Annotated in this window: 10 protein-coding genes; 9 read left to right on the top strand and 1 reads right to left on the bottom strand. The window is 35.1% G+C overall.

Features of this window, described 5'->3' with window-relative positions:
- Nucleotides 1-26: 26 nt before the first annotated feature.
- The 9 genes from AZF08_RS08845 to AZF08_RS08885 all read left to right on the top strand — a co-directional run bounded on the left by AZF08_RS08845 (nucleotide 27) and on the right by AZF08_RS08885 (nucleotide 11,515).
- On the top strand, nucleotides 27-1,403 hold the full coding sequence (locus AZF08_RS08845) for an ABC transporter substrate-binding protein (RefSeq protein WP_033675707.1): 1,377 nt from the start codon (nucleotides 27-29) through the stop codon (nucleotides 1,401-1,403).
- Between the two features lie 535 nt (nucleotides 1,404-1,938).
- On the top strand, nucleotides 1,939-2,610 hold the full coding sequence (locus AZF08_RS08850; protein ID WP_033675705.1) for a response regulator transcription factor: 672 nt from the start codon (nucleotides 1,939-1,941) through the stop codon (nucleotides 2,608-2,610).
- Nucleotides 2,607-3,875, top strand: a complete 1,269-nt coding sequence (locus AZF08_RS08855; RefSeq protein WP_063177260.1) for a sensor histidine kinase — start codon at nucleotides 2,607-2,609, stop codon at nucleotides 3,873-3,875. The genes AZF08_RS08850 and AZF08_RS08855 overlap by 4 nt, the downstream gene beginning before the upstream one ends.
- 337 nt (nucleotides 3,876-4,212) lie before the next feature.
- Nucleotides 4,213-4,995, top strand: a complete 783-nt coding sequence (locus AZF08_RS08860; RefSeq protein WP_051725820.1) for a hypothetical protein — start codon at nucleotides 4,213-4,215, stop codon at nucleotides 4,993-4,995.
- A gap of 108 nt (nucleotides 4,996-5,103) precedes the next feature.
- Nucleotides 5,104-5,841: a C39 family peptidase gene (locus tag AZF08_RS08865; RefSeq protein WP_407639470.1), complete on the top strand. Its 738-nt coding sequence runs from the start codon at nucleotides 5,104-5,106 to the stop codon at nucleotides 5,839-5,841.
- Nucleotides 5,842-6,454: 613 nt separating this feature from the next.
- Nucleotides 6,455-8,062 carry a sensor histidine kinase gene (locus AZF08_RS08870; RefSeq protein WP_033675697.1) on the top strand — a complete coding sequence of 536 codons (1,608 nt, stop codon included), beginning with the start codon at nucleotides 6,455-6,457 and terminating at the stop codon, nucleotides 8,060-8,062.
- A complete protein-coding gene (locus AZF08_RS08875) occupies nucleotides 8,059-8,766 on the top strand; it encodes a response regulator (protein ID WP_033675695.1) in 708 nt (235 codons plus the stop codon). The genes AZF08_RS08870 and AZF08_RS08875 overlap by 4 nt, the downstream gene beginning before the upstream one ends.
- Before the next feature lie 122 nt (nucleotides 8,767-8,888).
- A complete protein-coding gene (locus tag AZF08_RS08880) occupies nucleotides 8,889-10,235 on the top strand; it encodes a 2-hydroxycarboxylate transporter family protein (protein WP_033675693.1) in 1,347 nt (448 codons plus the stop codon).
- Nucleotides 10,236-10,303: 68 nt separating this feature from the next.
- Nucleotides 10,304-11,515, top strand: a complete 1,212-nt coding sequence (locus AZF08_RS08885) for an NAD(P)-dependent malic enzyme (protein WP_033675691.1) — start codon at nucleotides 10,304-10,306, stop codon at nucleotides 11,513-11,515.
- A gap of 319 nt (nucleotides 11,516-11,834) precedes the next feature.
- Here the strand turns inward: AZF08_RS08885 and AZF08_RS08890 are convergent, their stop codons facing one another.
- Nucleotides 11,835-12,374: a DUF4871 domain-containing protein gene (locus AZF08_RS08890; protein ID WP_033675689.1), complete on the bottom strand. Its 540-nt coding sequence runs from the start codon at nucleotides 12,372-12,374 to the stop codon at nucleotides 11,835-11,837.
- Between the last annotated feature and the right edge of the window lie 92 nt (nucleotides 12,375-12,466).

A 12,466-nucleotide genomic window follows, 5' to 3' on the forward strand; every position in this document is an offset into this window, starting at 1 on the left:
CATACATATGAAAAGGTGGGATTGAGATGAGATGTTGGAAAAAGGGTGCTGCTATTATGATGGCAGCGACGATGGCTTTATCAGCCGCCGCTTGTTCAAGTAGTAAAACAGAGGGGAAATCTGAAGCAAAAGAAAAAGTAGCCCCCGTAGAAAAGAATGGAGATAAAACAGTTATTCGCTTTTGGCATGCGATGGGTGGCAAAACGCAAGGTGTGTTAGACGGAATTGTTGCAGATTACAATAAATCACAAAATAAATATGAGATAAAAGCCGAATTTCAAGGTTCCTATGAAGAATCGTTAACGAAGTTTAAAAATATTACTGCATCTAAAGAATCACCAGCTCTCGTTCAGTCTAGCGAAATTACAACAAAATATATGATTGATAGTAAAAAAATTACACCAATTGATAGCTGGATCAAAAAAGATAAATATGATACATCGAAATTAGAAAAGGCAATTACAAATTATTACTCCATTGATGGAAAAATGTATTCCATGCCATTTAATTCATCTACACCAGTGTTAATTTATAATAAAGACGCCTTTACAAAAGCTGGACTAGATCCAGAAAAAGCACCAAAAACATATGCTGAATTAAAAGAAGTAGCAAAAAAATTAACAGTTAAAGAAGGCGAAAATGTAAAACAATATGGATTTTCAATGTTAAATTACGGATGGTTCTTTGAAGAACTGTTGGCGACACAAGGTGGTTTATATGTAGACAAAGAAAACGGACGTAAAGATGCCGCAACGAAAGCTGTATTCAATGGAAAAGAAGGACAAAAAGTATTTGGTTTATTAGATGAAATGAATAAAGCAGGCACACTAGGAAAGTATGGAGCAAGTTGGGATGATGTTCGTGCTGCTTTCCAATCTGGACAAGTCGCAATGTACTTAGATTCTTCAGCCGGTGTGAGAGATGTAATTGATTCCTCTAAATTTAATGTGGGTGTAGCATATATTCCATATCCAGAAGATGTGAAGCAAAACGGGGTTGTTATTGGCGGAGCATCATTATGGATGACCAATATGGTAGCTGAGGAAACACAACAAGGTGCTTGGGACTTTATGAAATATTTAACAAAATCAGATGTCCAAGCGAAATGGCATACAGCAACAGGGTACTTTTCTATTAACCCGGATGCATACAATGAACCTTTAGTAAAACAACAATATGAAAAATATCCACAGTTAAAAGTAACAGTAGAACAATTGCAAGCAACAAAACCATCTGTTGCAACACAAGGTGCGCTTATTAGTGTATTTCCGGAATCCCGTGATGCGGTTGTAAAAGCGTTAGAAGCGATGTATGACGGAAAAGGTAGTAAAGAAGCATTAGATGAAGCAGCAAAAACAACGGATCGGGCGATTAGTATTTCGAATCGGACAAGTCAAAAATAATAAGAATGGCGTATCTATAAAAAGATACGCCATTCTTATTATTTGTTATCTCATTTCTTACTTTAAGTATAATTGGTGGTAAGCCTCGCAACTATCGAATGAGGTGACGTGAGGATTACAGTGTTGTAATGTATAGAATTTCTATTTGAAAAGTTTTTTTGTTAAGGGAAAGTTAAGAAACTGATTTCATAATAGGGCTCATATATAGAACATCGGTAGAGAAGAAGGGAGGAACAATTGCGGAAAATAGATTAGTATGACAATTCTGTATTCCCTTCCCGTTACATTACTAGTATTTTTATTCTTCTTATTAATAGGAGTTGGTTTTGGAGTATTTCCAGCAAATAAAGCCTCGAAATTGCATCCGATTTAAGCGCTTAGATATGAATGAAATATGATAATAAGAAGCGATCGCATATTGCGGCCGCTTTCTTTTGCTATTATAAGAAGTAGTATAATGGATAGAAAAAGAAGTTAATAATTCCTTCACGGATTAAAGTTTCACTTTATGTTAAATGAAAGGTGAGAAAAGTAGATGCGCTTATTAGTAGTGGAAGATCACGCTCCTTTGTTGGAGTCAATTGTACAGATTTTATGCGATGAATTTGAAGTGGATACAGCGATAAATGGAGAAGATGGGTTATTTTTGGCATTGCAAAATATTTACGATGCAATTCTTCTTGATGTCATGATGCCAGGGATAGATGGTTTTGAAGTCATTCAAAGAATACGTGACGAAAAGATTGAAACTCCTGTCTTGTTTTTAACGGCTAAAGATTCTTTAGAGGATCGAGTAAAAGGATTAGATTTTGGAGGTGATGATTATCTAGTCAAGCCATTTCAAGCTCCGGAACTGAAAGCGAGAATTCGCGCTCTATTACGCAGAAGTGGTAGTTTAACAACAAAGCAGACAATCAGGTACCGAGGGATTGAGTTGTTTGGAAAAGACAAAGATATTCAAGTGGATGGTGAAACAATCAAATTAACGTTAAAGCAATATGAGCTTTTAGAATATCTGATTCAAAATAGCGGGAAAATTTTAACGCGTGAACAAATTTTTGATCGTGTTTGGGGATTTGATTCGGACACGACTGTAGCGATTGTTGAAGTATATGTGCATCATTTGAGGAAAAAATTAGAGCCATTTGGTTATCAGAAAGATATTCAAACCGTTCGCGGGATTGGATATATATTAAAAGAACAATGAAGAGAGGAAGTATGTTTCAAAAAACACGTATTCGTCTTACGATTTTAAATTCATTGGTGTTTATTATATTGATTGGAGTATTAGGGAGTATTATCTATGTCTATACGTATAATCGTATTTACAATGGTGTAGATACTTCTATAGAAATGTCCAAAGCAAAAGCGTTGAAAGACCCTAGAATGATTTCAAAAGAGTTTGCTTTCAATAAAGATATACGTATTGGAGATTCACGTATAACAGTGTTGATATGGAAAGGGAAAAAGGAATTCATAGGGATGAAGCCTAGGTTTCCAGAACCAAACTTTTATGAAGAAAACAAGTCTGAGTTATTTCCGAAAAAATTTGGGGATTTTGAAGATATTGAGATAAAAGGGAGAAGTTTTAGAACATTGGCATTTCAGGGCGATACTGAATTTGGAAAAGTGACGGTTCAATTTGTACGTGATACAACTGCTGAAAGAGATATGTTGCATACGTTATGGTTGATTCTTATAGTAGGTTGTAGCATAGGAAGCTTATGTGCAATTGGAATCGGATTTTTCTTAGCCGGAAAGGCCCTTGTACCCATTCGAAATTCTTGGGAGAAACAGCAACAGTTTGTTTCTGATGCATCACATGAATTACGAACACCACTAGCTGTTATCCAATCGAAAACAGATGTATTGTTTCAGTCACCTTCCGCGACAATAGAAGAAAAAGCAATTGATATATCTACAATTGCTAAAGAATGTAGAAGGTTGTCGAAGCTCGTTGCCAATCTATTATTATTAGCGCGTTCAGATTCGAACCAAATTGAAATGGATAAAAAGGAGTTTGAATTAGACGAGTTATTGAAGGAAGTAGTAGATCCATATAAGGAAATTGCTGCATACCAAGAAAAAGAGATGACAGTGAAAGTGGATTCTAAAATATCATTTATGGGGGATAGAGAAAGAATCCATCAAATGATTGTGATTTTATTAGATAATGCAATGAAATATACGAATGAGGGTGGAACGATCCAAATCAGCTGCACCCAAACAGGTACATCAACTATCATACAAGTAAAAGATGATGGAATAGGGATTAAGGAAGAAGATATTCCAAAACTCTTTGACCGTTTTTATCAAGGGGATAAAGCAAGAACGAAATCAGAAGGAGCGGGATTAGGGCTTTCAATTGCTAGTTGGATTGTAGAAAAACATTATGGGAAAATAAAAGTAGAGAGTAAGTTTGGAAAAGGTACTTGTTTTGAAGTGATTTTTCCAAAAAATCAAAGAGTATAAAGAAATTTAAGACGACCTTGTTTTTACAAGGTCGTCTTTTTTAAGGGAAAGTTAAGAAATATTTTTCATAATAGGATTTACACGGAATGAGAAGGGAAAAAGGAAGATAGAGTAATCCATTGATATTCTTCTTAAGAACAGCTTAATTGTTATATTTCTAGTTGGTTAGCCTATTGAAATATATCTTTGATTAGGAATCGAATGGAGCATATCTTTTACGATAATGTGGGAAAAATGGAAGAGCAAGTGTATGAGGAGAATTATAGTATGCGAAACATAAAGGAGGAGAGGGAATTTGGAAAAGAAAAAGGTAGTGTCATTATTTGTTATTGGAGTCATGAGTTTAAGTGTAATGGGAGGGGCGTCTGCTTCTACAACACCAAAAGGTAAAACGAACTTTGCTCAGCGCAGTAAAGAACAACTAAATAATGGAAAGATACATACTACACAGACAGAGGAAAAAGCACAAAAACTAGGAATTGAAACAGATGGAAAAGAGCAAATTACTTTAGAAAAGGAAATACATGAAACAGAAGTTGATCAGGAAGCAAAGCAGCTAGGAATTCCTACTGAGGGCAAAGGTGTGGGAGTTCTTTCAGAAGAAATTTATGAAGCAAAAGTAAAACGAGAGGCAGCAAATTTAGGAATAGTGATAGATAATTCATCCATTGTTGATTTAATCAATCAAATTAATGCAATCAAAATAAATAATGAAGCAGATAAACTTGAGGTTTCAACAGAAGGAAAAGAGATAGAAGAAATTGCCGAGGAGATTTATGGGACGAAGGTAAAGGAAGAAGCAGCAAATCTAGAGATTTCTCAAAAAGGGAAAGAGATAGAAGATTTGGCGCAAGAAGTATATGAGAAGAAAGTTCAGGAAGAGGCGAAAAGGTTTCATATTGATTTATATGGTAAAGATATTTACCAGGTGCTAAGAGAAATAAATGAGCAAAAAGTGATACAAACGGCAGACGAGCTTGGAATAGATAGAACAAATACAAATATCGAGCAATTAGCAGAAAAGATAAAAAAGGAGCGGCCTGAAAAAGGAAAAGAGCTTGTCTTTTTACCTATGGTTCAAACGGAAGCGGATGCATTTTATTCTTATTTAACGAATTAAAAAGGGCGTGAAGATAGAAGAATGATACGGAATAGGAATATATATATATGTATAGCTATATTGGGAATGCTTATTTGTTTGAGTATATATATGAAAAGTAGAGACGTCATTCCTATTACTAAACATGTAGAAAAAGTAAAGAGTATCGTCTCCGATCAACTTGTTCAACAGAAAAGTGATAAAGAGCAACTTGCCATTCCGGTAGCACAAGGTCAAAAGCAAGGGGGGCCTATGAATATGGATAAGGAAAAAGTATTACTTCAAAATGTACCTTTTATCCAGCAGCGACCTGAGTTAGATAGGGGGTGTGAAGTAACTAGTCTAGCTATGATGTTACAGTACGCAGGTGCTTCCGTAGATAAGATGAAATTAGCTGATGAAATACCGAAAGTCGCCTTCTCAAATGATGGTGTACGTGGTAATCCAAACGAAGGATTTGTAGGGAATATTTATACTTTCTCTGAATCAGGATACGGTGTGTATCACGAGCCACTTTTTCAGTTAGCGAATAAATATTTACTGAATCGAGCTGTTGACTTAACAGATGAAAATATAAATGAAATTTATAAAACGGTAAGAGAGGGCAAGCCGGTTGTGATGATTACAAATGCCACATATGCCCCATTAGATGAAGATGAATTTAGTACATGGGAAACAGACACAGGCGATGTTTCTATTACGTACAATGAACATTGTGTTCTTCTTATTGGCTATGATAAGGACTCAGTTTATATCCATGATCCGCTTAGTGATACACCAGGTGTAAGTGTTCCGCGCGAAAACTTTGAACGGGCATGGGTGCAAATGGGGAGTCAAGCTATTAGTTATGTAAGAGATCCTAAATAAAATAGAAAGGAAATGGAATAGACGAGAGAGAAGTTCTATTACTTTAAACTATTTTAAAGGGGAAGAGATATGGAACTAGGTTTAAAAAGAGAAAGTGATGATATAGTACATTCACTTTTTCAGGAAAAAATAAGAGGAACTCAGCATATTTATTATACTGAATTCCTCTTATTTTTGTTGAGTATACGAGAGAGATAAGGGATCAAAATAATGATGAAATCTTATCTCCTCTTATTGTCTTGTACGATTCGTAATGAATATCCCTCGCTTCATTATTTGTTCAACTCCATTGCAACTTGTTTTCCGTTTACGAAAACTTTTACCACAGCTACTACAACTTCCATCACTTTTTTCATTTCTCATCTCTCCTTGTTTTTTGTTTCATTTCTTACCTTTAGTATAAGGGAGAGCATATAGAGTAACTATCGAATTGGGTGACAGGTAGATTACAGTCTTGTAAGAATAAACTATGCGTAGAGAATTTTTTTAAAAAATGACATAAGATAAGTAAGGGTGACAATCGTATTTATTCAAAAATATTGTATTAGTACAAAAGAATAAGTAAGATAGATGTCGCATGTAATATAGAAGAAATAAGGGAGAAAATAAAGGGATGAGGAAAAGAAAAAAGTTGTTAAGTTTATGGAAAACGATTACATTGCTAGTGTGTACTGTTGTCGCGTTTTCTTTACTTGTAACAGATATTTTAATCAGTCATAATGTCGAGCGTACGACAGAAGAAGGCCAAGCAGAAAAAGCAAAAACGATTGCACATATTGTGGCAAGTTCACCACTTGTAATAGATGCTTTAACAGGAAGAAAAGATGCATATGAAATTCAAACATATGCAAATCGAGTATTAAAAAATACAGATGTTCAATTTATCGTGGTCATGGATATGAATGGTATTCGAAAATCTCACCCAAATCCTCAGAAAATTGGTCATCATTTTGTAGGGGGAGATGAAGGGATAGCCTTGAAGGGAAAAGAACATGTATCAATGGCTGAAGGAACTTTAGGGATCTCTATGCGAGTGTTTGTACCTATCTTTTCTGAAGACAGAGAACAGATAGGGGTTGTTGCTGTTGGCATTTCAGCTGATAATGTGCATGAGAAGATAAAAGAGAGCAGACACATTATTTATATCGGCGTTGGTGTAGGGATCTTAGTTGGGATTATAGGTGCTATTTTATTAGCTAGACATATTAAGAAAATCTTATTTGGTCTCGAACCTAGTGAAATCGCAAAGATTTTAGAAGAACGGAATACGATGCTACAATCTGTCAAAGAGGGAGTTATTGCTGTTGATAAAGAGGCGAGGGTTACTTTAATCAATAACGAAGCAAAACGGCTATTTAAGAAAAGTGGAATTGAGGAAAATTTTATTGGTAAAGATGTTGAGAAATATATGCCTAACTCATGTATAAAAGAAGTGTTACAAACCGGGGAAGCGCAATTACATGAAGAACAGAATCTTTACGGAGTTACAATTGTTACGAATCGAGTTCCTTTATATGTTAAAGGAGAAATCGTTGGCGTAATTGCGACGTTTCGTGATAAAACAGAAATTAGGAAATTAGCAGAGCAGTTAACGGGTATTCGACTTTATGCAGAAGCGCTCAGGGCACAATCTCACGAATTTATGAATAAAATGCATGTTGTATTAGGTTTGACACATATGAAACAATATGAAGAATTAGAGAAATATGTTAGTAGTATGGTGTCAGAGCATCAATATGAAATTGGTGGGGTAATGCGGAAAATCAAAAATCCTGTGTTTGCAGGATTTTTGCTGGGCAAACTTAGTTATGCAAGGGAAAAGAATATACAGCTTATCGTCAGTGAAGATTCTTATTTGCCAGAGTCGTATGATGAAAGTATTATTCATGAACTTATTACAATTGTCGGTAATTTAATCAATAATGCATTAGATGCAGTGATGAATTGTGAATATAAGCGAGTACATGTTTCTATTCAATATCAGGATAAATTGATTATCATAGTTAAAGATACAGGATATGGAATCCAGAAAGAAGAAATGGACAAAGTATTTGTTAAAGGGTATTCCACAAAAGGAGAAAATCGAGGGTATGGCTTATATCTTATAAATGATAGTCTAAAGCGAATAAATGGAAACATCCATGTCGATTCACTATTAGGAAAGGGAACAACGATAACAATTGAAATACCATACAAAAGTAGGGATGAGATAGGAACATGATCAAAGTTTTGATTGTAGAAGATGATCCGATGGTAGCAATGTTAAATAAGCATTATTTAGAGCAAGTAGGAGGATTTGAACTTGTTCATACAGCTAATTCCGTGAAAGAAGCAGTAGAGATACTAAAGAAATCGTCTATAGATTTCATATTGCTTGATATTTTTATGCCTGGTGATACAGGATTTGAATTGTTACTGCATATTCGAAATCAAGAAAAAGAAATTGATGTTATGATGATTTCAGCTGTGCATGATATGGGGAGTATAAAAAAAGCGTTACAATATGGAGTTGTTGATTATTTAATTAAACCATTTACATTTGAAAGGTTTAAAGAGGCACTAACTGCGTATCGAGAAAAGTTTATATTTATGAAAGAACAGCAAAAAATTAGCCAATCTGAATTAGATACGTTAATTTTACAAAAAGAAAAAGTGGAAATTTATGTGGATAAAGAACTTCCAAAAGGATTAACAAAGCAAACATTACAGTTGATTTGGAAGCAAATAGAATCACTTCATGGACAAGCATTTACAACGGATGAAATGGCGCAATTAGTTGGAATATCAAGGGTTTCTATTCGAAAGTACGTAATGTTTTTAACTGAAATTGGGGTTTTAGAAGATGAAATGGTTTATCAACATGTCGGAAGACCGGTAAGTAAACTACGATGCATTGACTATAATAAAATAAATCTGTACGTATAAGCGGCTTATATAAGTCGCTTATACTTTTTTTAGTTACAAAATCAGTTACAAAACTTACAAAAACTATTTTTACTATTGAAAGCGTTTTAATATTATAAACAAGAATATAAGGGGGTGCCTATATGGGGATTCAAAAAAATGTGGAAGCGGTATCATCCGTGGGGACAGCAAGGATGGAACAAGAATCTTTTGTTTCGAAAATCATGAATATTAAAATTGGTGTTATACCTTTACCATTATATATCGTATTAGCAGCTATTATTTATGGAGCATCTGTATATAATAAATTGCCTGCTGATATGATTGGTGGATTTGCAGTCATTATGATTATGGGGATTTTCTTAGGTGACATTGGAATGAGAATTCCGATTTTAAAAAATATTGGTGGACCAGCAATTCTCTCATTATTTATTCCATCATTACTTGTATTTTTTAATTGGATGAACCCAGCTTCAATGGAAGCTGCTACTATGTTAATGAAAAAGTCGAACTTTTTATATTTATATATTTCTTGTTTAGTAGTAGGAAGTATTTTAGGAATGAATCGTAAAGTGTTAGTACAAGGATTTGTTCGAATGTTTATTCCTTTAGTTGTAGGGACACTTGCTTCAGTGGCCGTTGGATTGTTAGTCGGATCATTATTTGGATTTGAAATGAAACAGACATTTTTCTTTATTATTGTGCCGATCGTGAGTGGGGGTATAGGTGAAGGGATTTTACCACTTTCCTTAGCTTACAGCGATATTTTGAATGAATCTTCTGCAACATTTGTATCACAGCTTATTCCTGCAGCTATTATCGGAAATATGTTTGCGATTGTAAGTGCAGGATATATGAAACGTCTAGGTGAAAAAAGACCAGAGCTTAGCGGTAATGGCGTACTAGTAAAAACAGATAATCAAGCAGAGTTATTAAAAGAACAAAATACAGAAAAACCAATTGATTTCTCATTAATGGGAGCAGGTTTATTAATTGCATGTACATTCTTTATCTTTGGAGGATTTGCTTCTAAGTTTATTGGTATTCCAGGAGCAATCATTATGATCTTTTCTGCAGCAATTGTGAAATACTTTAAATTAATGCCAGCAAAAATGGAGCAAGGGGCATTTCATTTATACAAATTTATTTCGAAAAACTTAACGTGGCCATTAATGGTTGGTTTGGGATTGTTATACATTCCGTTAAAAGACGTAGCAGCTGTTCTTTCAGTTGGATATGTTGTTGTGTGCGCATCAGTGGTAATTACAATGATTGTATCTGGTTTCCTTATTGGAAAAGTAATGAAAATGTACCCAGTTGAGTCTGCAATTGTGACAGGATGCCATAGCGGATTAGGTGGAACTGGAGATGTTGCAATTTTATCAGCTTCAAATCGTATGGAATTAATGCCATTCGCACAAATTTCCACGCGTTTGGGCGGCGCTGCAATGGTCGTAACAGCGACAATTTTATTGAAAATGTTTTCGTAATTTATCATCATACAAGCTAGCTATGTAAAGACGTAGCTAGCTTGTCAAATTAGGAGGAGTTTATTTATATGTTAGAAAGTCAAATTAAGGAGCGTTCATTACTGCTCCATAAAGAACTGGTTGGGAAAATTGAAATTACTAGTAAGGTAGAAGTGAATTCAGCAGATGATTTAAGTTTGACATATACACCGGGAGTAGCTGAGTCTTGTAAAGCGATTGCAGCAGATGAAGAAACAGCTTACGACTATACAGCACGCGGTAATCTGGTTGCAGTTGTTTCAGATGGAACAGCAGTACTTGGATTAGGTGATATTGGACCGAAAGCGGCTATGCCTGTTATGGAAGGGAAATCTATTTTATTTAAAAAGTTTGCGAATGTGGATGCGTTTCCATTGTGCCTAGGAACGAAAGATGTAGATGAAATCGTTACCCTTGTGAAAAATTTAGAGCCTACATTTGCCGGAATTAATTTAGAAGATATTGCGGCACCACGTTGTTTTGAAATCGAAAAGCGATTAAAGGAAGAAACGAATATTCCGGTGTTTCATGATGACCAACATGGAACAGCAATCGTTGTTTTAGCTGCGGTTATTAATGCTTTAAAAGTTGTAAATAAACAGATGAATAAAGTGAAAATTGTCATTAATGGTGCTGGATCTGCGGGGATAGCGATTGGGAAATTATTATTAAAAGCAGGGGCACAGCATATTACATTAGTAAGTTTAGAAGGAATTGTTTGTGAGGGCGAACCATGGATGAATTCGGCACAATTAGAGATTTCAAAAGAAACAAATCGTGAACATATACGTGGAACATTACAAGAAGCAATTCGTGAATCAGATATCTTTATTGGTGTATCTGCCCCTAATGTATTAACAAAAGAGCTTGTGCAGACAATGAATAAAAAACCAATTGTGTTTGCAATGGCGAATCCAATTCCAGAAATATTCCCAGAAGATGCACTGCAGGCTGGGGCAGCGGTTGTTGGAACAGGACGTTCTGATTTTCCAAACCAGGTAAATAATGTATTAGCATTCCCTGGGATATTCCGTGGTGCATTAGATGTACGTGCAACAGATGTTACAGAAGAAATGAAATTAGCTGCCGCATACGGAATCGCGAACATCATTACGGATGAAGAAAGAAATGAAAATTATGTAATTCCAAATCCGTTGGACAAAAGAGTTGTCCCAAGTGTGGCAGCTGCAGTAGCAAAAGCAGCTATTGAATCAGGTGTGGCACAAATACAAAAGATGCCAAGCTATTCTATAGAGCAATAAAAAAACAGTGTCACCTTTTGTAAGACACTGCTTTTAAAAAGGGAGATAAGGCATCAAAATAATGATGAAACCTTATCTCTTTTTATGTGATGATACAATTCATAATGAATTTTCCTCGTTTCATTATTTATTCAACTCCATCGCAACTTGCTTTCCGTTTACGAAAACCTCTACCACTGCAACTACAACTTCCATCACTTTTTTCATATCTCATCTCTCCTTGTTTGTTGTTTCATTTCTTACTTTTAGTATAAGGGAGAGATAGGGATACAACTATCGAAGCACGTGACATAGAAATTACATTGTCGTAAGGAATGAATTAAGTTTTGTCATCTTGTTCTACGTTGATAACAATTTGCTCATAATATTTCTCATCAATATATACATTTAATACCCAGAGTCCAGAGGAGGGAAGTGACATAAGTAAAGGCATTTCTTTTATACTAGAATTGATTGAATTAGATGAATTCCAAATTTGCTTAGAATTTTCATTTTGAAAGAGTACGGGAGTTGGAACTGTAGATCCTTGTTTTAAAGCGATAATGGAGAATTTTCCAGCTGGCATTTTGGGATCGAGGAAGAACCACATGTGCTCAGTTGTTTCATTAGAAATAAATGAACTGTCTGCAATAGCAATTTTCCCTTCAATTCCTTTCATTGGCGTTTTTCCTTCTACAAATGAAGGACTTTCTTCCCAGTTCACATCCTTTAAGACGCTAAGGTGAAAAAACGAGGGTACATTTGTTTGAGGATTCGAAGCTTCAATTATTTCTTTTCTTGGTGCTTGGGAATCTTGTTGTATTGCAGCACATCCAGTGATGAGACAGGAGAACAGTAGCACAGTTCCAATATTTTTCATTTTGCCACACTCCTATTTTTCGTTGTTAGTGTAAGTGTATTTGCTAGAAGACGGGACAATTCCTTTTAAATGATAAAAAGAGGTCGTAAGTT

It is taken from the genome of Bacillus gaemokensis, assembly GCF_001590835.1.
Classification (GTDB): Bacteria; Bacillota; Bacilli; order Bacillales; family Bacillaceae_G; genus Bacillus_A; species Bacillus_A gaemokensis.

Coding starts and splice junctions, on each gene's coding strand:
- AZF08_RS08845 (WP_033675707.1), top strand. CDS start 27: ATGAGATGTTGGAAAAAGGGTGCTGCTATTATGATGGCAGCGACGATG.
- AZF08_RS08850 (WP_033675705.1), top strand. CDS start 1,939: ATGCGCTTATTAGTAGTGGAAGATCACGCTCCTTTGTTGGAGTCAATT.
- AZF08_RS08855 (WP_063177260.1), top strand. CDS start 2,607: ATGAAGAGAGGAAGTATGTTTCAAAAAACACGTATTCGTCTTACGATT.
- AZF08_RS08860 (WP_051725820.1), top strand. CDS start 4,213: ATGAGTTTAAGTGTAATGGGAGGGGCGTCTGCTTCTACAACACCAAAA.
- AZF08_RS08870 (WP_033675697.1), top strand. CDS start 6,455: ATGAGGAAAAGAAAAAAGTTGTTAAGTTTATGGAAAACGATTACATTG.
- AZF08_RS08875 (WP_033675695.1), top strand. CDS start 8,059: ATGATCAAAGTTTTGATTGTAGAAGATGATCCGATGGTAGCAATGTTA.
- AZF08_RS08880 (WP_033675693.1), top strand. CDS start 8,889: ATGGGGATTCAAAAAAATGTGGAAGCGGTATCATCCGTGGGGACAGCA.
- AZF08_RS08885 (WP_033675691.1), top strand. CDS start 10,304: ATGTTAGAAAGTCAAATTAAGGAGCGTTCATTACTGCTCCATAAAGAA.
- AZF08_RS08890 (WP_033675689.1), bottom strand. CDS start 12,374: ATGAAAAATATTGGAACTGTGCTACTGTTCTCCTGTCTCATCACTGGA.